General features: G+C 70.4%; 26 protein-coding genes. 14 read left to right on the top strand and 12 right to left on the bottom strand.

Annotated features, from left to right (window positions below; genetic code table 11):
- Positions 1–202 precede the first annotated feature (202 nt).
- From AC069X_RS17325 to AC069X_RS17310, 4 genes are all read right to left on the bottom strand, one after another.
- Positions 203–1,111, bottom strand: coding sequence for a F510_1955 family glycosylhydrolase (locus tag AC069X_RS17325; RefSeq protein WP_478729422.1), 909 nt, complete (start codon positions 1,109–1,111; stop codon positions 203–205).
- 90 nt (positions 1,112–1,201) lie between these two features.
- Positions 1,202–1,837 (bottom strand): DUF305 domain-containing protein, encoded by a 636-nt coding sequence (locus tag AC069X_RS17320; protein WP_478729421.1) that lies wholly within the window; start codon positions 1,835–1,837, stop codon positions 1,202–1,204.
- Between the two features lie 125 nt (positions 1,838–1,962).
- A complete protein-coding gene (locus tag AC069X_RS17315; protein ID WP_478729420.1) occupies positions 1,963–2,367 on the bottom strand; it encodes a DUF6153 family protein in 405 nt (134 codons plus the stop codon).
- 174 nt (positions 2,368–2,541) lie between these two features.
- On the bottom strand, positions 2,542–3,168 hold the full coding sequence (locus tag AC069X_RS17310) for a TetR/AcrR family transcriptional regulator (protein ID WP_478729419.1): 627 nt from the start codon (positions 3,166–3,168) through the stop codon (positions 2,542–2,544).
- 64 nt (positions 3,169–3,232) lie between these two features.
- Here AC069X_RS17310 and AC069X_RS17305 point away from each other — a divergent pair, with 64 nt between their 5' ends.
- A complete protein-coding gene (locus tag AC069X_RS17305; protein WP_478729418.1) occupies positions 3,233–4,252 on the top strand; it encodes a saccharopine dehydrogenase family protein in 1,020 nt (339 codons plus the stop codon).
- Positions 4,253–4,446: 194 nt separating this feature from the next.
- Here the strand turns inward: AC069X_RS17305 and trxB are convergent, their stop codons facing one another.
- Genes trxB through AC069X_RS17290 form a run of 3 tightly spaced genes read right to left on the bottom strand, consistent with a single transcriptional unit; the run spans position 4,447 to position 6,305 of the window.
- Positions 4,447–5,439 carry a thioredoxin-disulfide reductase gene (gene trxB / locus AC069X_RS17300; protein WP_478729495.1) on the bottom strand — a complete coding sequence of 331 codons (993 nt, stop codon included), beginning with the start codon at positions 5,437–5,439 and terminating at the stop codon, positions 4,447–4,449.
- 5 nt (positions 5,440–5,444) lie between these two features.
- On the bottom strand, positions 5,445–5,864 hold the full coding sequence (locus AC069X_RS17295; protein ID WP_478729417.1) for an arsenate reductase ArsC: 420 nt from the start codon (positions 5,862–5,864) through the stop codon (positions 5,445–5,447).
- A 42-nt stretch (positions 5,865–5,906) separates the two neighbouring features.
- Positions 5,907–6,305, bottom strand: coding sequence for an arsenate reductase/protein-tyrosine-phosphatase family protein (locus AC069X_RS17290; RefSeq protein WP_478729416.1), 399 nt, complete (start codon positions 6,303–6,305; stop codon positions 5,907–5,909).
- 76 nt (positions 6,306–6,381) lie between these two features.
- Between AC069X_RS17290 and AC069X_RS17285 the strand changes: the two genes are divergently transcribed.
- From AC069X_RS17285 to AC069X_RS17270, 4 genes are read left to right on the top strand one after another with little or no spacing between them, the layout of a single operon-like run.
- On the top strand, positions 6,382–6,696 hold the full coding sequence (locus AC069X_RS17285) for an ArsR/SmtB family transcription factor (RefSeq protein WP_326476551.1): 315 nt from the start codon (positions 6,382–6,384) through the stop codon (positions 6,694–6,696).
- Positions 6,697–6,736: 40 nt separating this feature from the next.
- A complete protein-coding gene (locus AC069X_RS17280; RefSeq protein ID WP_478729415.1) occupies positions 6,737–7,531 on the top strand; it encodes an aquaporin in 795 nt (264 codons plus the stop codon).
- Positions 7,528–8,583: an ArsO family NAD(P)H-dependent flavin-containing monooxygenase gene (locus tag AC069X_RS17275; RefSeq protein ID WP_478729414.1), complete on the top strand. Its 1,056-nt coding sequence runs from the start codon at positions 7,528–7,530 to the stop codon at positions 8,581–8,583. The genes AC069X_RS17280 and AC069X_RS17275 overlap by 4 nt, the downstream gene beginning before the upstream one ends.
- Before the next feature lie 54 nt (positions 8,584–8,637).
- The gene (locus AC069X_RS17270; protein WP_478729413.1) at positions 8,638–9,189 is read left to right on the top strand and encodes a DinB family protein; all 552 of its coding nucleotides are present in this window, start codon (positions 8,638–8,640) and stop codon (positions 9,187–9,189) included.
- Here AC069X_RS17270 and AC069X_RS17265 read toward each other — a convergent pair.
- The gene (locus tag AC069X_RS17265) at positions 9,161–9,574 is read right to left on the bottom strand and encodes a heavy metal-responsive transcriptional regulator (protein WP_478729412.1); all 414 of its coding nucleotides are present in this window, start codon (positions 9,572–9,574) and stop codon (positions 9,161–9,163) included. The two genes, AC069X_RS17270 and AC069X_RS17265, sit on opposite strands and share 29 nt — an antisense overlap.
- Positions 9,575–9,680: 106 nt before the next feature.
- On the opposite strand from AC069X_RS17265, the gene merB reads away from it, so the two are divergent.
- The 5 genes from merB (at position 9,681) to AC069X_RS17240 (ending at position 12,867) form a co-directional block, all read left to right on the top strand.
- Positions 9,681–10,637, top strand: coding sequence for an organomercurial lyase (merB, locus tag AC069X_RS17260; protein ID WP_478729411.1), 957 nt, complete (start codon positions 9,681–9,683; stop codon positions 10,635–10,637).
- A 102-nt stretch (positions 10,638–10,739) separates the two neighbouring features.
- Complete coding sequence (locus AC069X_RS17255; protein ID WP_478729410.1) at positions 10,740–11,078, top strand: hypothetical protein; 339 nt, start codon at positions 10,740–10,742, stop codon at positions 11,076–11,078.
- Positions 11,075–11,521, top strand: coding sequence for a MerR family transcriptional regulator (locus AC069X_RS17250; RefSeq protein ID WP_478729409.1), 447 nt, complete (start codon positions 11,075–11,077; stop codon positions 11,519–11,521). Before AC069X_RS17255 ends, AC069X_RS17250 begins: the two co-directional genes overlap by 4 nt.
- Positions 11,502–11,831 (top strand): hypothetical protein, encoded by a 330-nt coding sequence (locus tag AC069X_RS17245; protein ID WP_478729408.1) that lies wholly within the window; start codon positions 11,502–11,504, stop codon positions 11,829–11,831. The genes AC069X_RS17250 and AC069X_RS17245 overlap by 20 nt, the downstream gene beginning before the upstream one ends.
- 91 nt (positions 11,832–11,922) lie before the next feature.
- Positions 11,923–12,867 carry an arsenic resistance protein gene (locus AC069X_RS17240; protein WP_478729494.1) on the top strand — a complete coding sequence of 315 codons (945 nt, stop codon included), beginning with the start codon at positions 11,923–11,925 and terminating at the stop codon, positions 12,865–12,867.
- A gap of 4 nt (positions 12,868–12,871) precedes the next feature.
- On the opposite strand, the gene AC069X_RS17235 is transcribed toward AC069X_RS17240, so the two are convergent.
- Genes AC069X_RS17235 through AC069X_RS17225 form a run of 3 tightly spaced genes read right to left on the bottom strand, consistent with a single transcriptional unit; the run spans position 12,872 to position 14,834 of the window.
- Positions 12,872–13,360: an N-acetyltransferase family protein gene (locus AC069X_RS17235; RefSeq protein WP_478729407.1), complete on the bottom strand. Its 489-nt coding sequence runs from the start codon at positions 13,358–13,360 to the stop codon at positions 12,872–12,874.
- Positions 13,361–13,365: 5 nt separating this feature from the next.
- Positions 13,366–13,734 (bottom strand): ArsR/SmtB family transcription factor, encoded by a 369-nt coding sequence (locus AC069X_RS17230; protein WP_362009032.1) that lies wholly within the window; start codon positions 13,732–13,734, stop codon positions 13,366–13,368.
- A gap of 41 nt (positions 13,735–13,775) precedes the next feature.
- Positions 13,776–14,834, bottom strand: a complete 1,059-nt coding sequence (locus AC069X_RS17225) for a flavin-containing monooxygenase (RefSeq protein WP_478729406.1) — start codon at positions 14,832–14,834, stop codon at positions 13,776–13,778.
- A 111-nt stretch (positions 14,835–14,945) separates the two neighbouring features.
- On the opposite strand from AC069X_RS17225, the gene AC069X_RS17220 reads away from it, so the two are divergent.
- The 4 genes from AC069X_RS17220 to AC069X_RS17205 all read left to right on the top strand — a co-directional run bounded on the left by AC069X_RS17220 (position 14,946) and on the right by AC069X_RS17205 (position 19,837).
- Positions 14,946–16,307, top strand: a complete 1,362-nt coding sequence (locus AC069X_RS17220; protein WP_478729405.1) for an NAD(P)-binding domain-containing protein — start codon at positions 14,946–14,948, stop codon at positions 16,305–16,307.
- A gap of 5 nt (positions 16,308–16,312) precedes the next feature.
- On the top strand, positions 16,313–17,563 hold the full coding sequence (locus AC069X_RS17215; RefSeq protein ID WP_478729404.1) for an MFS transporter: 1,251 nt from the start codon (positions 16,313–16,315) through the stop codon (positions 17,561–17,563).
- Between the two features lie 228 nt (positions 17,564–17,791).
- On the top strand, positions 17,792–18,682 hold the full coding sequence (locus AC069X_RS17210) for a transporter (RefSeq protein WP_478729403.1): 891 nt from the start codon (positions 17,792–17,794) through the stop codon (positions 18,680–18,682).
- An 894-nt stretch (positions 18,683–19,576) separates the two neighbouring features.
- Positions 19,577–19,837 carry a hypothetical protein gene (locus AC069X_RS17205; RefSeq protein WP_478729402.1) on the top strand — a complete coding sequence of 87 codons (261 nt, stop codon included), beginning with the start codon at positions 19,577–19,579 and terminating at the stop codon, positions 19,835–19,837.
- A 61-nt stretch (positions 19,838–19,898) separates the two neighbouring features.
- Here AC069X_RS17205 and AC069X_RS17200 read toward each other — a convergent pair whose 3' ends face one another.
- Complete coding sequence (locus AC069X_RS17200) at positions 19,899–21,227, bottom strand: DUF317 domain-containing protein (protein ID WP_478729401.1); 1,329 nt, start codon at positions 21,225–21,227, stop codon at positions 19,899–19,901.
- Between the last annotated feature and the right edge of the window lie 22 nt (positions 21,228–21,249).

Here is a 21,249-nt window from a genome sequence, read left to right as displayed (position 1 = left end):
AGGGCTTGGTAGCGGAAATGCCGGCAGGAGCGCCCCTGCCAAGTGTTGCGAGGAAGATAGCACCAGGCGGAGATGCGTCTGAGCGGCGTCCACGGACTGGCCGTGCCCGCAACCTGCCGTGAGGGCGACACGACTCGACACACCGACAGCCCCCGACGGGAGCCTGCGGCCGGAGGCGCTCGCTTCCGAGGCGGAAGCCGCTTTATGGGTGTTCCGCTGCTGCCGAGGGCCTGTGGAGAACCGTCCACGTACGTCCGCCGTCGGTTGACTGGTAGACGGCGTCGGAACTGTCGGCTGCCAGGAGGCGGTCGGAGTTGACCGCTGTCAGAAGGACGGGCCTGGTACCCGGGGGCAGACTGCCCCGAGAGCTCCATGGACCGCCGTCGCGGCTCGCCAGGATCCGACCCTCCGGATCGAGCGCGAGGATCAGGCCGGGCTCGGGCCTTTCTACGGCCACGGCCGTCGGCGCGTCGGCCACTGGCTCGAAGGTGGCGGCGCCGTTGGTGCTGCGCATCAGTCCCTTACCGGTGGCCGCCCACACCTGCTCCGGCTGTGACGGGTGTGCTGCGAGGTCGAGCAGCGGCTGCTTGGCGCGCTTGTCCCAGGTCAGGCCGCCGTCGGTGCTGGCCCACACCTTGGAGCTCTGGCTGTCGAACCCGTAGGTCGCTGTGCCGGCCTGGACGAGGGAGTGGAAGTCGGCCTCGCCTTCGGCGGAGACCTTCTGCCAGGTCTGGCCCGCGTCCGTGCTCCGGACGAGACCCAGATGGGGCGAGCGGGCATCGGGGTCGGTGGGTGAGGGATGTCCGGAGGCGAGGAAGGTCGACGGGCCGATGACGGTGAAGCCCATCGTGTCCTGGTACCGGTCGGCGACGCGGACGGCCTTGCCGTCCGCGACCCGGAAGACGCCGAGGTGGCCCGCGGCGTAGATGGTGTTGTCGGCTGGGTCGACGCCGAGTCCGTGCAGATGCCCGGTGCCGGGGTCGGGATCAGCCGACCCGGTGCCGGCGGGCGAGTCGGGTGTCGCAGAACAGGCGGCCAGGAGGAGTCCAGCCGCGGCGAGCGCGACAGTCGCGAAGCGGCGGCGCGTTCCGAAAAGGGCAGGGGTGATCACGCGAGGGAGTCCAAGCTGTCGAGCAGGCGAAGGGAGGGGAACCGGGGCGGCGTTCGGACGCCCGCCCCGGTCCCGTGATCAGTCAGACGGTCAGTTCTTGCCGAGGAGCTTGTTCATCTGTTCGATCTCGGCGGACTGGGAAGTGATGATCGCTTCCGCCATGGTCTTGGCCTCGGGGAAGGCGCCCTGCGCCTTCTCCGTCTTGGCCATGGCCACCGCGCCTTCGTGGTGCTTGATCATCAGCTCCATGAAGGCGGTGTCGAACGCCTTGCCCGAGGCGCCCTTCAGCTTGTCCATCTCCTCCATGGTCATCATCCCGCCGCCTGTGCCGTGCGCGGAGTGGTCCATGGCACCCTCGGCGGGCACCTGCTCACCCCAGGACGTGAGCCAGCCCGAGAGGGTCTTGATCTCCGGGTCCTGGGCCTTCTTGATGTCCTCGGCCAGCTTCTTGACGTCGGCGGACTCGGCGCGCGACGGCGCGAGGTCGGCCATCTCGATGGCCTGGCGGTGGTGAGGGATCATGCCCTTCGCGAAGGCTGCGTCGGCTGCGTTGTGCTGACCCTGCGAGGCGGGTGCGGAGGCCGCAGCGGACGGCGAGGCGCTGGTGTGGCCGTTGTGGCCGGCCGAGCTGTCGTCGTTGCTGCCGCAGGCGGCGAGGACGAGCGCGGCAGTCCCGGCGGCGACGACGGCGGCGGTACGGCGGAAGAGGGAACGCTTGGTGGTCATGGTGGTGCAACTCCTTGCTGCGCATGCCGCGTAGTCGGGCATGCGCGAGGAACGGATGAGAGGCAGTCCGCAGATGCGGCCGTCCCGGCGCCGATGCGCGCGGTGGCGAGGCCGCAGCGGGCGCTCTAGATCCGTAGGAGTTGCAGTTCGGCGAGATCCGGCGGGGCCCGGCCGCTCACAGCCCCCTCGGGGGCGGCTCCGCCCATCGCCGGGAGGCTGTCGGCCGCCACGGTGTCGGCGACCAGGGGCGGCGGCGCATAGGCGGAGGCGACGCCGGTCGCGGCACAGGTGGAGTCCGCGTGGTCGCCGTGACCCGAGCCCCCGGCTGTGTGGGAGCAGTCCTCGCCCGGCCCGGCCATGGCCGATTCGTGGGTCGTGGCCGTGGTGTGCCCCATCGCCGCATGCGGGGCGGGGGCCGGTCCGGGCGGCAGGGCGTGCATGCCGAGGATCCCGGCGAGCAGGACCAGGACGAGCAGCCCGAAGCCGCGCCCGGCGGGGCGGCGTCTCGTCGGCTGCACGGCGAAGGTCACGCGGTCATCGTACGGGCCTCTCTGTGAAGGGACGTGACCGGTTCGGCCAAGCGGGAGGGGAGGGGCCCGGCCCTTGCGGTTCGGGGGCTGGGTGAAAGCAGCGCTGCTACCGGTCGTGCTGGATCTCGCAGCGATCTGCGGTTCGGGTCCTGGCCGCGGCTGCTGCCGGCGTGGTCAGGCGAGAAGCTGGCGGGCCAGGGCGTCGGCAGCCCACTGCTCCCAGTGGGCCGGGCTCCAGCCGCGGCGGGTGACGAGCAGGCCGTAGGTCTCGGGGCTGAGCACCGTCATCGTGATGTCGGCCACGGTCTGGCTGTCGTGGCCGTGTCTTACGGCTCCGCCGGCCTTCGTGAGCAATGCCTCGGCGAAGCGGAGCTGGACGGCGTGCCGCTGCTCGTGGTTGGTTGCCCACAGCACGGCGAGCTCCGGATCGGCGGTCGCGGCGCCTCGCACGACCTCCAGAATTGGCGCGGCACGCTCCATGATGCGCCGGGCGCCCGCCGCCTGGAGGGCGAGCTGTGAGGCCGGGTCGGGTTCGTCGAGGACCTCGCTGGCCCAGGGACGCTCCAGGGTGGCCACCGGATCGGAGTCGCCGGCGACGGCCGTGTCCAGAAGCTCCTTCAGGAGCGCCCGCTTGTTGCCGAACGTGAAGTACACCGTCTGCACGCCGACCTCCGCCGTGCGGGCGATGTCCTCGACGGTCGTACCGGACCAGCCCTTGTCCACGAAGAGCCGGGCTGCAGCGTCGAGCATCCGCTGCCGCGTGCGGCGGGCCTTCTCTGCGCGGGTCAGGGGCGCGGTCACTCTGCTCTCCTACCGATCCCAGGCTCTTTGACTGTAGTGACACTACAGTGTATTTCACTAGAGCATGACTACAGTGAAATCTGGACGAGTCCTGGTGGTCGGCGGTTATGGCGCCGTGGGTACGACCGTGTCGTCTACGCTCGCCGACTGGTTCCCCGGGCGGGTCGTTGCGGGCGGACGCAGCGAGGCGAGGGTGAGGAAACTGGGCGGGGCGCGTGTCGACGTCACCGACCCGGCCGGCTTTCGGCAAGTCCTGGAGAGCCTGGGCGACGTGTCGACGGTCGTCCTGTGTGTGGAACCGCCTGACGCCGGCATCGCGCGCGTCTGTCTCGAACGCGGGGTGCATCTCGTCGACGTCAATGCCACCCGGCGGCTACTCGACGGCGTGGGAGACCTGCACGACCTGGCGGCCAGAGCCGGAGCCACCGCGGTGCTCAGCGTCGGCGTCGCTCCCGGACTGACGAATCTGCTCGCTCTCCGGGCACACGACGCCATCGGCGGTGCGGAGACGATCGACCTCGCCGTGCTGCTGGGTGCTGGTGAGCGCCACGGCGCTGATGCGGTCCGCTGGACGGTCGAGCAGCTGGCCCTGCCGACGGTGGCCGGTCCGCTGCGCGTCGAGCTGCCCGGATACGGCATGCGGAAGGCGCACCCGTTCCCCTTCTCCGACCAGCACACGTTGCCCCACACGCTCGGCGTCGGTCAGGTCGCCACCCGGCTGTGCCTGGACTCGCGGCCGCTGACCGCAGGACTCTTCGCGCTGCGGGGAGCCGCTCGTCGGCGGGGAGTGCGGCGGGCATTGACCGGCGCCTTCAGCCGCGTCCACATGGGCGGTGACGGATTCTGCGTACGGGCGGATGCCCGCCGCGCAGGCCTGCACGCGGCGTATGCGCTCACCGGCCAGGGGCAAAGCCGCGTCACTGGCCTGGTCGCTGCATACGTCGCCCGGGAACTTCTCTCCGGCCTAATACCTCACGGGGTACATCACATCGAGCAACTGTCCGCACTGTCCTCGCTTCCGGAGTCGTTGGCGGAGCACGGGGTCACCCTTCACCGCCTTGACCAGGGGAGATCGGGGAAGTGATCAGGTACCTGCCGCGACCTGCCCACGCTCATCCGGTGAGGACAGCTGGAGCCCGGTTCCTCTCGTTCCAGGTGTGGCCCACCCTGGACCCGAGCACACCCATCGAGCCGAAGGCGAGTCCTGATCCCGCTGCTGGAAGACGGCAGGAGGAGACCGTTCCGTAGCTGCCCCCACCATGGGGTGGGGGCAGCCAGTCAGGCGTTGACCTGTGCCGTGTTGATGTCCGCGCTGCTGTCGCTCAGGGCGGCGAGGTAGCGCTCGGCGTCCAGCGCCGCCGAGCAACCGGTGCCGGCGGCGGTGATGGCCTGGCGGTAGGTGTGGTCGACGACGTCGCCGGCGGCGAAGACGCCAGGGATGTTCGTACGGGTCGACGGCGAATTGACCAGGATGTAGCCCTCGTCATCGAGGTCGACCTGTCCGGTGAACAGCTCGGTGCGGGGGTCGTGGCCGATGGCGATGAACAGGCCTGTGGCGTCCACGTCGCGGAGCTTGCCGGTGAAGGTGTCGCGCAGGACGACGCCGGAGAGCATGCCGCCAGTTTCCTTGACCTCGGCGATTTCGCTGTCGAAGGCGAAGGAGATCTTGTCGTCGGTGAACGCCCGGTTCTGCATGACCTTGGAGGCGCGCAGGGTGGAGCGGCGGTGGACGACGGTGACGGAGCGGGCGAAGCGGGTGAGGAAGGTGGCTTCTTCCATGGCGGTGTCGCCGCCGCCGACCACGATGATGTCCCGGTCGCGGAAGAAGAACCCGTCGCAGGTGGCGCACCAGGACACGCCGCGGCCGGAGAGTTCGTCCTCCTTGGGAAGACCGAGCTTGCGGTAGCCGGATCCGGTGGCGATGATCACGGCCTTCGCGCGGTGGACAGTGCCTTCGGAGTCGGTCAGGAGCTTGATGTCGCCGGTGAGGTCGACGGAGACGATGTCGTCGTCGATCATCTCGGCGCCGAACCGCTCGGCTTGAGCCCGCATGTTCGCCATGAGGTCCGGGCCGTCGACGCCGTCGGGGAAGCCGGGGAAGTTCTCGACCTCGGTGGTGGTGGTCAGGGAGCCGCCGACGAAGATGGAGCTGCCGAACAGCAGGGGCTTCAGCTGTGCGCGGGCGGTGTAGAGGGCGGCGGTGTATCCGGCGGGGCCGGAGCCGATGATGACGACGTCGCGTATGCCGTCGGCGGGAATCGTGTCGGTCACCTGGGTCACGCCTTCTGCTTGGCGTCGATCTCGGCGATCAGGCCCTCGATAAGGCCCTTGATCTCGTCGCGGATGGGGCGGACGGCCTCGACGCCCTGGCCAGCCGGGTCCTCCAGCTGCCAGTCGAGGTAGGTCTTGCCGGGGAAGTACGGGCAGGCGTCGCCGCAGCCCATGGTGATGATGTAGTCCGACGCCTGGGCCGCCTCGGGGGTCAGCACCTTCGGGGTCTGGTCGGAGATGTCGATGCCCAGCTCGGCCATGGCGGCCACCGCGGAGGGGTTGATCTGGTTGCCGGGCATCGAACCGGCGGAGCGGACCTCGACGCGGTCGCCGGCGAGGTGGCGCAGGAAGCCCGCGGCCATCTGGGAGCGGCCGGCATTGTGGATGCAGACGAACAGGACGGAGGCGGCAGGAGCAGAGGACATGGTTCTTCCTTGGGGATCAGGCAACTGCGGGGATGTGCGGAGTCAGGCGCCGAGCTGGGTGAGCAGGTCGGCGATGCGGGTGTCGATGGCGTCGCGGATGTCGCGGACGACGGCGATCGGGGCGCCCTCGGGGTCGGGGACGGGCCAGTCGAGGTAGCGGCGGCCGGGGACGACGGGGCAGGCGTCGCTGCAGCGCATCGTGATCACGATGTCGGCGGCGTGGACGACCTCGTCGGTCAGGGGCTTGGGGTAGGCGTCGGTCAGGTCCACGCCGGCCTCGGTCAGGGCCTGGACGATGTGCGGCTCGACGTCGGCGGAGGAATCGGCGAGCAGGCCCAGGACGGTCTCCGGCGCGAAGCGGCCGGCATAGCGAGAGGCGAGACGGGCGGCCCCCGCGGCGAGACGGTCGTCCGGCAGGAGGGGCGAGGAAGGCGTGGGCATGGCGTTCCTGTTCAAAGGAGCCAATAAGGTCAGCTCGGACTGGTGTCAGCCCCAGCTGATGTGACAGTATCAGTCCATGATGACGTCAGTCGACACTGATCTGATCCGGGTTCTGGCCGACCCGCTCAGGCTCCAGATCGTGACCCTCCTCGCCAAGGAAACGCTCTGCACCACCCACCTTGTGGAGGAGACAGGCGCGAAGCAGACGAACCTCTCCAACCACATGAAGGTGCTGCGGGAGGCGGGGGTCGTGGAGACGGAGCCCTGCGGGAGGTACATCTACTACCGCCTGCGTCCGGAAGTCATCGAAGCCCTCGCCGGTCAGTTCGCCGACCTCGCCCAGACCGCGCGAGCCACCGCAGAAGCGAACCTCAAGCGGTCCTGCCCCTAGCTTTCCGCGCCTTGCCTCACCTGCCCGAGGAGAACCTGTCTTGACCGCCACCGAGCCCGTCGGCACTGCCCCAGCCGCGGAGTCTGTCATAGCTGCCGACGTGCCCCAGCCCGCCCCCGGCGCGACCCCGCCCCGCACCCCGCTGATTGCCCGCGCCGCCGCCGAGCTGGTCGGCTCCGCCGCCCTGGTCGCGGTCGTGGTCGGCTCCGGCATCCAGGCCACCCAGCTCACCGACGACGTGGCGCTGCAGCTGCTGGCGAACTCGACCGCCACGGTCTTCGGGCTCGGTGTCCTGATCGCCCTCCTCGGTCCGGTCTCCGGCGCCCACTTCAACCCGGCCGTGACGCTGGCCGAGTGGTGGACCGCCCGCCGCGGCGGCGCCGGCGTTACCGCCCGCGAGGTCGCCGTCTACGTGCCGTCCCAGATCGCCGGGGCGATCGCGGGCGCGATCCTGGCGGACGCGATGTTCGGCGAGCCGCTGGTGAAGTGGTCCACCCACGACCGTTCCGCCGGGAACCTGCTGCTCGGCGAGGTGGTCGCCACCGCCGGCCTGATCCTGCTGATCTTCGGCCTGGCCAAGACCGACCGGCTGCGGTTCGCGCCCGTCGCGGTCGCCTCGTACATCGGCGCCGCGTACTGGTTCACCTCCTCCACCTCCTTCGCCAACCCGGCCGTCACCATCGGTCGCGCCTTCACCGACACCTTCGCGGGCATCGCCCCTGCCTCGGTGCCGGGTTTCATTGCCATGCAGCTGCTGGGCGCCGCCGTCGGCCTCGCCCTTGTTGCGGTCATCTTCATGCGCGGCAAGGCCGACCAGGGACAGCCCGCGGCATGACGCAGCACACCGGCGTGGTGGTGATCGGCGGCGGCCAGGCCGGGCTCGCCGCCGGCTACCACTTGCGCCGCTTGGGCATCGAGCACGTCATCCTCGACGCCCAGGCCGCGCCCGGGGGAGCCTGGCAGCACGTCTGGCAGTCCCTGCGCCTGTTCTCGCCGGCGGCGTACTCCTCCCTGCCTGGGAGGCTGATGCCCCTCCAGGAAGGGCAGCTCTACCCCGGCGCTGGGCACGTCGTGGAGTATCTGGCGGACTACGAGAAGCGGTACGAGCTTCCCGTTCAGCGCGGAGCGTGGGTCTCGGCCGTCCATCGCGACGGCGTCTGTCTGCGGGTGGAGACGGACTGTGGTGACTGGCGAGCCCGGGCCGTCGTCAGCGCCACCGGCACGTGGACCCGTCCCTTCGTGCCCGCCATCCCCGGCCGCCGTACCTTCACCGGCCGCCAGCTCCACACCGTCCAATACCGCAGCCCCGCCGAGTTCTCCGGGCAGCGCGTGATCGTGGTGGGCGGCGGGAACTCCGGCGCGCAGATCGCCGCCGACCTCACCGGCCACGCCCACGTGACGTGGGTTACCCAGCGGCCTCCGCGCTACCTGGCGGACGACATCGACGGCCGCGCCCTCTTCGACCACGCCACCGCACGGCGCCGCGCCCTCGACGAAGGCCGCACCGACACCGGCGGCGTGGCCTCCCTCGGCGACATCGTCGCCGTCCCGCCCGTACGAGCGGCCCGCGACGCCGGGCTCCTGGCCGCGAAGCCGATGTTCACCCGCCTCACCACCACCGGCGTGGAGTGGGCCGACGGCAGTCGGCAGGACGCCGACGCGGTCCTCTGGTGTACCGGCTTCCGCCCTGCACTGGCTCACCTCGCCGGCTTGGGGCTCAGGGGGACGCGGGGGCACATCAGTACCACCGGCACCCAGTCGGTCGAAGACTCGAGACTGCACTTCCTCGGCTACGGCGACTGGACCGGCCCCGCCTCCGCCACCCTCATCGGTGTCGGCCGACCCGCCCGCGAAGCAGCCCGCAGCATCCGCGACCTACTGGCCTGAGGCCCCCGCGCCTACGCTGGAAGCCGATTCCACACCCGGGCGACAGGAACGCTGATGGACGCGCCAGACCCACCCCTTCTGGACCGTCGGGCAGTCCACCAGGAGCTGGAACGGGTGCGAGCCGAGTTCCTCCAGCTGCTGGAGGCGGCCACAGACGCAGATCTGGTCATGCCGACCGCGGGGACGCGGTGGACGAACGAGCAGTTGTCGTTCCGCATGCTGTTCGGATATCTGCTTGTCCGGCCTCTGCTTGTCGTCTTCGCCCTGTTCGGGAGGCTGCCGTTGGCGGCGAGCCGTGGGTTCGCACGTCTGCTGAATGCCGCGACCGGCCCTTTCGACCTCGTCAACTATCTGGGTCCGGTCGGCGGGGCCAGGCTGTGGAAGCGCCGACGAATGATGTGGCTGTTCGACCGGATCATCGCCGGGCTGCACCGCCGGGTTGACGCGGAGTCCGAGGCCCATCTGGCGCTGCGGATGCACTTTCCGTGCCGGTGGGATCCCTTCTTCCGGGATGTCATGACCGTCGCCGACCTCTACAGATATCCCGCCCGGCACTTCGACTTCCACCGGCAGCAGCTCACTCCGCCCGGCGCGTCTCAGGGGTGAGGATCGTGCAGATGTCATCCACACCGCACGCAGCGGGATCGGTGGCGGCGGCACGATCGGCGAGGGACCGGAGGGCCTCGCGGGTGGCGTCCAGCTCGGCCATGCGCCGCTCGATGTCCGCCAGGTGCTCGTCGATCAGCGTGGTGACGTGCGTGCACGGGGCATGGCCGTCATCGCGGAGCAGGAGGACTGAGCGGATTTCGGTGAGGGTGAGGCCGGCGTGCTGGGCCTCGCGGATGAAGGCGAGCCGGGTCGCGGCCTGTTCGGGGTAGTCGCGGTAGCCTGCGGGCGTGCGTGGCGGTGGGTGGAGCAGGCCGCTGTCCTCGTAGAAGCGGATGGTCTTGGTCGTCAGCCCGGTGCGGGCGGCAAGGTCGCCGATGCGCATACCTCCAGGTTAGCCCTTGACCTTCCAGTGCACTGGAAGGTCTACGGTCGCAGTGCACAAGGTGGCGGCCGGAAGGACAGAGAAGATGCGGATCACAGTTTTGACGGTGGCTGAGTGCCCGAACGCGCGGCCCGCGGTCGAACGCGTCACGGCAGCCTTGGCAGGCCGGGAGGCCGACGTCGAGCTGGTGGAGATAGCCGATGAGGCGGACGCCGCCCGGCGGGGCATGTACGGCTCGCCGACGATCCTGATCGACGGCACCGACCCGTTCACACTGCCCGGATCGGTGCCGAGCCTGTCCTGCCGCCTGTACCGGGACGCCGATGGCGCGGTCTCCGGGGTGCCGAGCGAGGCCGCCCTGCGCCGGGCGTTGGCCGGCGCGGCCCCGTCCAACGAGGCCGCCCCGGTCGCCGAATGCTGTGGACCGCAGCCCTTGGATGTCGTCGGCAGAGATGGCCGGGGCCGCCGCGCACCCAGCGAGCGGGGTCTGCGGGCGGTGCACCAACAGGTACTGCGTGCCTTCGTCGCCACCGGAACCGCCCCAGAGCTGCAGACCTTGGAAGCGTCGGCCGTGGCGGTCGGCCGCACTGCCCGCGATGTGCTGGCGGAGCTGGCCGAGGAGGACTTCCTCACCCTCGACGAGTGGGGGAACATCCGGGCCGCGTACCCGTTCTCTGCCGTCCCCACCCGTCACCGGGTCGCCATCGCGGGAGGGCCACAGGTGTGGTCGATGTGCGCGATCGACGCGCTGGGCATCCCCTTCATGCTCGATGCGGACGCCGTGATCTTCTCCACCGACCCCGTGACCGGCGAGTCCATCGAAGTCACCGCGACCGAGGGAGGTCTGCGCTGGGAGCCCCCAGGCGCGGTGGTGTTCGTCGGGCGGCGGCCGGGGCACGGGCCGGCGGCCACGGCCTGCTGCGACGCGCTGAACTTCTTCGCCGACGACACCGCCGCACAATCCTGGATGCAGGAGCACCCGGAGGTACCGGGCCGTGTCGTCTCCCAGGCCGACGCCGAGCACATCGCCCGCCAGACGTTCGGCCCCCTGCTCACCCCGTAAAGCAGCTTGGCGAGCCGGCTTGCATCCGGTACCCAAGTACAGGTTTGCCGTCGGAGATGTCCCTGGAGAGCCGGGGAGGTACGACGACGGGAGTGAGAAGCGATGACCGCACCGGAGTGGGTTCCGCAGTCCTGCACGCTGCCGACCACCGAGCAGCCGCTGAGGGTCGCGGAGTGGGACACCCTGTTCGCCGAGCGGCTGCGCCAGGTCACACGGCCCGACCCGCGCCTGGTCACGCTCGAGCTGACCGCCGGGCAGGGCGTGGAGGAACGCGTACGCGATCTCGCCGCGCGGGAGAGCGGCTGCTGCGCGTTCTTCACCTTCACCGTCACCACTCGGCCCCACGCCGTTGTGCTGGACGTGGCGGTGGACGAGGCGCACGAGCCGGTCCTGCATGCCCTGGCCGCACGCGCCGAGACGGCCTGCGGGGGCGCTCGGTGAGCGCGGGACTGCGCAGCGGGCAGGTCGCCGAGGCGGCCGGGGTGAACATTCAGACCCTGCGCTACTACGAGCGGCGCGGGCTCCTAGCAGAACCCGACCGGAGCACCGGCGGGCACCGTCTGTACGACGAGGAAGCCGTGACGGTACTCCGGGTGATTAAGGCCGCCCAGCGGCTCGGTTTCACCCTGGACGAGGTAGCCGAGCTGCTGGAAGCCGGACGCCACCGCCACGGCCGCCCCGTTCCCGGACTTCAGGAACGCGCGGCCGTCAAGCTCGCCGAGGTCGACGCGAAGATCGCAGATCTCACCACCATCCGCGGCGCTCTGGTCGCCGCTGTGGAAGCGGGCTGCGACGACCTCACCGTGTGCGCCACCAGCAGCTGCTGCCCGATCCCCTTCACCGACCTCGCCGAGGAGAACCGCTATGCCGGCCCCTGCTGCTGACCCCCGCCCCACCCCGCGCCGCACTCCGAAGGCCCTCGCGGGCCTCGCCGGGCTCGCCTGCGTCGCATGCTGCGCTCTGCCCGCCCTGATCGCCGCCGGCGTCATCGGCGCCGGGGCCGCCACCGTCGTCGACTGGCTTCCCGCGCTCGCCATCGCCCTGGCCGCCCTTGCCGCGGAAACCTGGTGGCTCGGCCGGCGCCGGCGCCCCTGCTCCTGCGCCGCGAAAACCACCGGCGCTCAGGGCTGCGGCTGCTCGAAGACGCACATCCCGCAGACGAGCCAGTCCTCGTCAGCAACATATGGTCGGTGACCGGCAGACCCGCCACTCAGGGGCCGGGATGAGCAGACATGCGGAGCGAGCACCGGTGACACAGGAGCAGGATCAGGGCCTGGTGGCCGCGATGGAACGGCACCAGGTCGCCGTCTACCTCGGCGCGATGGTCGCCGGTGCCGCAGTCGGGCTGGCCGCACCCTCAGCGGGTCCGGCTTTGGCGCACGCCATCAACCCGGTGCTCGCCGCCCTGCTGTACGTCACCTTCCTCCAGGTCCCGGCCGCCGAGCTGCTGCGTTCCCTGCGCGCCGGACGGTTCCTGGCTGCGGCCCTGGTGGTGAACTTCGCGGTGGTGCCAGCGGTCGTGGCGGGCCTGTACGCGTTCCTGCCTGACGATCGGGCGCTGCGGATCGGGGTTCTGCTGGTGCTGCTGGCGCCGTGCGTGGACTACGTGATCGTCTTCAGCGGCCTGGCCGGTGGCAGCAGTCAGCGGCTCCTGGCTGCGACCCCCTTGCTGCTGCTTGCGCAGATGCTGCTCCTGCCGGCATTCCTGTGGCTGTTCATGGGTCCAGACCTGGGCGACGTGGTGGAGGCGGCGCCTTTCCTGGAGGCGTTCGTCTTCCTGATCGTGACCCCGCTTGCGCTGGCCTGGCTCACCCAGTGCTGGGCTGCCCGCTATCCGGCCGGGCAGAAAACCTCGGACGCCGCCACTGCGGCCATGGTGCCGCTGATGGCAGCCACCCTCTTCACCGTCGTCGCCTCTCAGGTACCGAAGCTCGGAGGCAGCCTCGGCGACGTCGCGGCGGTCATCCCCGTATACGCCGTATTCCTGATCGTGATGGCCTTCGCCGGGCTGGCCGTCGCCCGGCTCTTCCGCCTGGACGCCCCCGACAGCCGCGCGATCGTGTTCACCGGCGCGACCCGCAACTCCCTGGTCGTCCTGCCACTCGCCCTCGCACTCCCCGACGACCTGGCCGTGGCCGCCGTCGTCGTGGTCACCCAGACCCTCGTCGAGGTCATCGGAATGATCGTCTACATGCGTGCCATCCCACGCCTCGTACCCACCACGCACTGACGATTCAGCCGACCGACGGGCTACGGCGCTCCAGCAGTACGACGTCCCTCCACTCACCGTGGTGGCGGCCGATGCGCTCGCGGGTGCCGATGACCCGGAAGCCGGCGCGTCCGTGGAGGGCGAGGCTGGCGGCGTTCTCAGGGAAGATCCCGGACTGGATAGTCCAGATCCCCGCCGCCTCCGTGGAAGCGATGAGGGCCTCCAGCAGCCTCCGGGCAACACCACGACCGCGGGCGTCAGGGTGGACATAGACGGAGTGCTCCACCACCCCGCCGTACGCGCACCGGTCCGAGACCGCGCTCACCGCGACCCAGCCGAGCACTGACTTGTCCTCGTCGAGCGCGACCAAGCGGTGCCCGACCAGCTTCGCCGCGTCGAAAGCCGCCCAGTCGGGGGCGGTTGTCTCGAAGGTGGCGTTGCCCTCGTCGATCCCGGCCTGATAGATCGCGAGGACCTGCTTGGCATGCTCGGGCAGTAGCGGAAGGATGTTCACCGTCGTCATGCTGCTTTCGCGGCGCCGGCCAGCAGCGCGCCCATGGCGGCGAGCACGGAGGGCTCGACCCGGTAGTACACCCAGGTGCCGCGCCGCTCGGAGGACAGCAGTCCGGCTTCCTTGAGCTTCTTGAGGTGGTGGGAAACCGTCGGCTGGGAGACGCCTACGTCCGAGATGTCGCACACGCATGCCTCTCCGCCCTCGTGCGAGGCGACGGCGGAGAACAGCCGCAGACGCACCGGGTCACCGAGCGCCTTGAACATCTTCGCCGCGACCTCGGCCTCGTCCGCCGACATGGGGCGCTCGTTCAACGGCGGGCAGCAAGCAGCGACGGCTTCGGGCTCCAGCAGCGGCAACACCTTCGCATTCGACATAGGTCTATGTTGACATACGTCGAACTAATGCGGGAGGGGCCTCACTGTCGGGCGAGGTGGGCGGCCAGGCGGCGGGCCGTGCGTTCGGCGTCACGGCCGCATCCGCGCAGGGAGTTCGAGGACAGGCTGCGCTGCCACTCCAGACCCACGAACGCCAGCCCGGAATGCGCGAGGGAGGCGCCGTCGCGGTGCCGGGGCCGCTTCGAAGCGTCGAGGGCTCCATCGAGGTTGGCGAGATAGGGCAGGTGGGGGCGGTAGCCGGTGGCCAGGATGATCGAGTCCACGACCTCCGAGCTCCCGTCCGGCCACACGACCTTGCCGCCGTCCAGGCCGGTGAACATCGGGCGGCGGTCCGGAAGCCCGGCAGTGAGGGCGGCCAGGTAGCGGCCGTCGTCCAGCACTGGCTGGGCTGGCGGGGTACGCAGCAGCCTGCCGAGCGGAGCGGCGTCGAGGCCGGTACGGGTGAGCCAGAAGTGCAGGTCGCGGCCCAGGAGTCGCTGGCGAGCGAACTTCACCGGCGCCCGCGTCGCCAGCGTCGTACGGCTCACCCGGGAGAGCTCGGCGGCGACCTGGACCGCGGAGTTGCCCGCGCCGACCACCACGACCCGCTGCCCGGCGAACTCGGCGGGGGCGTGGTAGTCGGCGACGTGAAGCACCTGCCCGGTGAACGCCTCCCGCCCGGCCAGCGCGGGGTGGTGCGGACGGCCGAAACTCCCGGACGCGGCGATCACCACACCAGCCGAAATCCGCTCGCCGCACTCCAGGTCGACGCGGAAGCCGGCAGGGTCGGCTTCGATGCGGACAACCCGCCGGCCGGTGCGGACGTCGGCGTCGAGGCGTGCGGCGTAGCGGTCGAGGTAGGCGACGACCTCGTCCCGGTGCGGATACCGCTCCGGATTCCCGCCGAACGCCAGGCCCGGCAGCGAGCTGAACCGAGCCGGGGAAAACAGGGTCAGGCTGTCGTAGTACCGCGGCCACGATCCCACCGCCCGATCCGACGCCTCCAGCACCACCGGCACCACACCCTGCTTGACCAGCGCGTGCGCGGCGGCAAGGCCCGACTGCCCACCTCCGATGACGACGGCTTCCACGTGCTCCACGGCAACCTCCACGGATTCGATGAATGTCTATGTTGACGCACATCGAAACAGGTGCCATGCTGATCACACAAGCCATCGACAGACATCGAAACAAGCAACGAGGAGCCGACCGTGAACGCGCCTGCCACCACCGACCTGCCCGTCGTCGTGATCGGGGCCGGACCCGCCGGCCTGGCCGCCGCCGCCCATCTGGAAGACCGCGGCCTGGACTTCCTCGTCCTCGAGACCGGCCCGCACGCTGGCGCCGCGACCCGTGACTGGGCCCACGTACGTCTCTTCTCCACCTGGGGCGAGGTCGTCGACCCGGCCGCCGAGAAGCTCCTCGCCCCGACCGGCTGGATCAAGCCCGATGCCGCCTCCTACCCGACCGGCGGGGACTGGGCCGAGCTCTACCTCCAGCCCCTCGCCGACGCCCTCGGTGACCGCGTCCGCTTCGGCGCCCGCGTCACCGGCGTATCCCGCACCGGCCGCGACCGCATCGTCGACGCCGACCGCGATACCCAGCCCTTCGTGCTCCACGTCGAACACGCCGACGGCCGCGAGGAGCGCCTCTTCGCCCGCGCCGTGATCGACGCCTCCGGCACCTGGTCCACCCCGAGCCCGGCAGGCGCCAGCGGACTGCCCGCCCTGGGCGAGAAGGCCGCCGCCGACCGGATCACCTACCGCGTCCCCGACCTGAAGGACCCGGCCGTCCGGGCCCGGTACGCGGGCAAGCGCACCGCCGTCATCGGCTCCGGCGCCTCCGCCTTCACCGCCCTGGCCTACCTCGCCGACCTCGCCAAGAGCGGCGGAGGCTCCGGCACCAAGGCGCTGTGGGTCCTGCGCCGCGGCATCTCCGGCTCCACCTTCGGCGGCGGCGAAGCCGACCAGCTCCCGGCGCGCGGCGCCCTCGGCCTGGCGGCGAAGGCTGCCGTGGACGCCGGGTACGCAGACGCGGTCACCGGCTTCCGTACCGAGGCCATCGAGCGGGACGGCGACGGGCGCCTGGTCCTCGTCGGCGAGGACGGCCGCCGCCTCGATGTGGTCGACGAGGTCATCGTGCTGACCGGCTTCCGCCCCGACCTGACCTTCGTGAACGAGCTGCGCCTCGGTCTCGACGAGCGCCTGCAGGCCCCGGTGGAGCTGGCGCCGCTGATCGACCCGAACCAGCACTCCTGCGGCACCGTCTACCCGCACGGCGTCAACGAGCTGTCCCACCCGGAGAAGGACGTCTACCTGGTCGGCATGAAGTCCTACGGCCGCGCCCCGACCTTCCTGGCCATGACCGGCTACGAGCAGGTTCGCTCCATCGCTGCCCACCTCGCCGGCGACCAGGAAGCCGCCGAGCGCGTCGAGCTGACCCTGCCCGAGACCGGTGTCTGTGGCGGCGCCGGCCTCTTCGACCAGCCTGAGACCGCCGAACAGAACAGTGGCTGCTGCGCGGCCCCGGCCACCCTCACCATCGGCGCACCCGCCACCAGCGGCGGCTGCTGACCAACATGCAGCAGACCAAGGCCAGCGTGGCCGTGACCGGGACGGGGGTCCGGTCACGGCCACGCGCCGTCCTGCCGGCCCTGTGCGTCACGCAGATCACCAGCTGGGGCGTCCTCTACTACGCCTTCCCCGTCCTCAACCCCACCATCACGAAGTACACCGGCTGGCCCGCGGGAGCGACCACCGCCGCGTTCTCCGCCGCCCTCATCGTCTCCGCCATCGTCGGCATCTACGTCGGCCGCGTCCTGGACCGCCGAGGCCCCCACGCCGTGATGACGGCCGGATCCGTCCTCGGCCCTCTCAGCCTCCTCGTTGTTGCCGCCGCCCCCAACCTCGTCGTTTTCACAGCCGGGTGGCTCCTCGCCGGAGCGGCGATGGCCGCCACCTTCTACCCGCCCGCCTTCGCCGCCCTTACCCGCTGGTGGGCCCCCGACCACGTCCGGGCCCTCACGATCGTCACCCTCGTCGGGGGACTCGCCTCCACCGTCTTCGCGCCCCTTACCGCCCTCCTCGCCGAGCATCTGTCCTGGCGCGGTACCTACGCAGTCCTCGCCGGCATCCTCGCGGCCGTAACCGTTCCGACCCATGCCCTCGCGCTCAAAGCCCCCTGGCCTGCCGCCCCTCCGAGCCCGCCGCACATCACCGGCGGCCACGAACGCGTCGTGCGCAGCCGGGCGTTCTGGATGCTGGCTGTCACCCTCACCCTTTCTGCCTTCGCGATGTACGCCGTCGTCATTGGCCTCGTTCCTCTTTTCCTCGAACGCGGCTTCACCACCACCCAGGCGGCGTGGGCCCTGGGTCTTGGCGGTGCGGGGCAGACCCTCGGCCGGACCCTGTACGCAACCCTCGCCCGCCGCCTCGGCGTCACGGCCCGCACCATCAGCCTTATCGCGCTCGGCGCCCTCACCACCGCAGCACTCGCCACCGTGGCAGGCCCGTATGCCGTACTCGTCGCTGTATCCATCCTCGCCGGGGTCATCCGGGGAAACCTCACCCTGCTCCAGGCCACCGCCGTCACCGACCGCTGGGGAACTACCCACTATGGCCGTCTCTCCGGACTACTCGGAGCGCCATCCCACGCTGCAGCCGCCCTTGCCCCCTTCGCCGGCGCAGTCCTGGCCGGGCCCCTGGGCGGATACCCCGCGCTGTTCGCGCTGCTAGCCGCACTTTCGATCGCTGCTGCCGTGACAGCCTTCGGGGCCCGCACACAGCAGCACGAATGCACCCCTACTCCCAGTAGTGGTCGAGCAGCCTGACTTCCTGTAGGAGCCCCGCTTCCCGCATCCGTGGTTGCCGCGAACGCACTGCGTGAACGTATGGGGCAGTGGGCGCGGCTGGGGCTCGCTGCCTTGGCCCGGCCAGGCAGAGCAGAGGAGCAGTAGGAGCCCTAGACGCTGTGCACGCTCCGTAAGCGGCGCAGTCGATCGGCCACCCTCGGAAATAGTCTCGATGTCGTTTGTGTTGGGGGAGGTCGACGATGGGGGGTGTCGACGCTGAGGCTGTTCAGCACGAAGGGTGGCGTCACGGAGGTTGCGCCGCGATTGGCCGACGAAGAGGCAGAGGTGCAGGCCCTCGTGGAGGGGGCAATGGAGCCCATGCTCGGGGTGAGGTTCCTCGCCACTGAGTACGTCACCGGCCCGGTCCATGGCGGGCGCATCGACTCGCTGGGGCTCGATGAGAACGGCGCCCCGGTGATCGTCGAGTACAAGCGTGCGACGGACCCGGGGGTCATCAACCAGGGCCTGTTCTATATGGCGTGGCTGGTGGACCACCGGACTGAGTTCCAGGCGCTGGTGCGTGAGCGTCTCGGGGCGACCGCGGCCTCGCAGGTGCTGTGGAGCGCACCCCGGTTGATCTGCATCGCCGGCGACTTCACCCGCTACGACCTTCACGCGGTGCGCGAGCACCGCCGGTCGATCGACCTGGTCCGCTATCGCCTGTACGGCGAACACCACATCGCGCTGGAGACGGTCGCCGCTTCGGTCGACGCCCGGGCCAAAGCGCCCAAGCGCCTTCGCCGCATGGGTGCTGCCGGCACCCCGCCCACCCAGCCGTCGCCCGAGGCAATCGCATACCTGGCATCGGCAGTGGACGAACTGCTGCTGGGGCTGGGGGAGGACGTCAAGAAGGTCAGGCGCCAGCAGTACGACGCCTACCAGCGGCTGCGGAACTTCGCCTGCGTGACGCCACGGCAGGACAAGGTCCTCGTGTACCTCAAAGCCGCCCCCGCGGCGGTTGACCTCGTGCCGGGCTTCACAAGGGACATGACCGGCCTGGGGCACCATGGCACCGGCGACCTGGAGGTACAGCTGCGCTCGGAGGAGGACGTAGAGCGAGCGGCGGAGCTGTTCCGGCTGTCCTACGCAGCGGCGTAGGGGCCGTCGACTCGGCGCAGACTTCACGTGCCGGGCGCCGGAACGGGGCGTTCGCGAGCAGCGGGAAGAGTGAGGGTCCTTGGCGGGCGCCTTTCGACGTGACGGGTGGGACGTGGCGGTGGAGTTCTCCATCTTCCGCACGATCCCCGGTTTCGGAAACCGGGGATCGTGCGCTATGTATCGCCCGGCCGCCCATGGAGGGGCATGCGCGCTGCTTGGCCACCTCGACGAGCTCGCCGCCGCTGTCCGGCTCGGGCCAAGCAGGCAGGTGATCGGCGAGTACCGGGAACTGCTGCGGGCCAGGGCCCACGGAAATGGAGACCTACGTGCAGCCCACCCTGGATGACCTTCGCACCGTTCCGCACGACGACGTCCTGGCCGAGGCTCAGAAGCGCACCGGCCGCGTCCGGGACCCTACCCGTGGCCACTACTCCCGCTTCAACGGCACAGCCGGCTTCGAGACCGAAGCGGGCACGTGGCTACGGCTGGCATGGTGCCGCCCCGAACGGCTCAACTCGGCGGCCTGGACCGGCATCGAGGCGTCGGTCGCCGTGCACGGGGTGCCGCGCCCGGAATGGTTCGCCGGCTCCCAATGGCACGACCCGGCCCGGGGCGTGGTGTGGCGGGTCGACGAGATGAGCCTCGCCGCCTCGCCGTCCATCTCCCCGACCGGCAGCGTCGACCGCGACCCGGAACTACCGCCCACCTGGTGGGTGGAACTCCGCGACGCCCTGGTCGCGCTGGCACTCCACGGAGCGGGTCTGCCTCAGCCAGGACCACCTGGCCGGCCGGATCCGCGAGGCTTACGGAGACCAAGCCGACACGACCGTCACCGAGTGGGCATGTGCCCATGGGGACATCGGATGGGCCAACTTGACCGGCCCGGAGTTGACCGTGCTGGACTGGGAGAGCTGGGGCATGGCGCCGGTCGGGTACGACGCGGCCTGCCTGTGGTCGGCGTCCCTGCCCATGCCGGCCTTGGCGAGTCGGGTGCTGGCAGAGTTCGCCGATGTCCTCGGTACCCGGGCTGGCCGCCTGGCCCGGCTGATGCTGTGTTCCAACGTTGAGCGTGTGCATCGCCGTACGGGGAAGACCACCCCCCTGACCGGGCTGGCCCAGGCGGCGGCGACAGACTTGCTGGAGTCGCTGACCTGAATGTGCCAGTGCCCGGACGCAGCATCCGGAGCAGTGCCGCGTCGTTGCGGACGGCACCCGGTCAGCGAACGCGAGAAAGCGGGCGAGGCACGACGGCGGGGAGCCGGGGAACGGGCGCCAGCTGCCGCTGGCGACCGGCCGGATGCCCGGTCGCCTCGTACAGGTCGGAGGCGGCTTCGGTGAGCCGAGCAAGCAGGTCGTGCGGAACACCAGGGGAGAGGCGGATAGCCCAGGCGATCTTGTTAAGGTCCTCCCCGCCGTACAGGGCCCACCCCTCGTCGTTCGAGCGGGGGGTGTGCTCGAAGGCCATGCTGCGGTTGGGCGCTTGCCAGGTGGTACGCGCCGGGTGGCTAGCAGGGTGCCATCCGGCATCCTGTAGCGCGGAGTGCGGTTCCGTGGCGTCCACGAGGACCGGGGCATCGAGGTGACTCAGCATCGCGTGGATGAGAGGGACGGGGGTGCCGACGGTAACGGTGGCACGCCAAAGCCGCTCGCCAACAGGCCCGTCGTACTCGGCGAACGTCCAGGCGATGTCCGTGCGATGGCGGGCCTCGTGGTCGAACTCGGCTCTGGAGGTCAGGCTTTCGTGGGAGGCGATCGTCGTCTCGTCGCTCCAGGTCCTGTACTTCTCCCACTGAGGGCTGGAGTCCAGGAAGGATGCGAGGAACGCCTCGTGCTCGCCGGGGCCGGCGGTCGGCGGCGCCGCAGCCTTGACGGCCGACGTGGCGGCGGCCCCCGCGGGGTTCCTCGTAGGCACGTTCTCCTTTCGAACGCCGGCAGTGAGCGCGTTGCGTGCAGATCGCTCGCGTCCGGTCAGAGGAGCGGGGCCGGGACGGACGGCGACGGTGTACAGCTTGTGGAACTCACCGAGTGCTTCTGCTTCGTCGTCGTACTCCTGGGCGATCTGGCGGAGGTGGTTCTCGCCGTGGAGGTGGACAGCGCGCTTGACCCCGCTGGTGTAGGTGCCGGCGGCGACGGTGGTGTGGCCGTCGTCGGCGTGGAGTTGGATGATCAGGCGGCCCTCGGCGATGTCGTCGTGGATGCGCTGGGCCTCGGCGCTCACCTCGCGGACCTCGTCGCGGGTGCACCAGGGGTACGGGTAGTTGCCCCAGGACCACTCCGTGTCGATCTCTTCCTGGAGCGGCGGGGTGATCTCGACGGTGAAGCCGTACCGGCTCAGCTGCGTGGCTGCGGCGTTGGCGTAGTACGGCTCCTCGTGATCGATGCGGGCGAGGACCATGGTGTCCGGGCCGGTGCTGCGGAAGCCGAGGCCGTGCAGGTGTGAGCGGGCGGCGTCACTTGTGGGGCCGGATGTCGTTGCGATGACGCTCGGGTGGTGTTCCGAGTGGAGGGTGAATCGGATGTGGGCGTCGGCGGAGGCGTGAGACATGAGGGGCCTTCGGTTGGGGTGG

This window comes from Streptomyces sp. NPDC043896 (genome assembly GCF_056435605.1).
The sequence above is the reverse complement of the archived record's forward strand: the minus strand, read 5'-3'. Positions and strand labels throughout refer to the sequence as shown.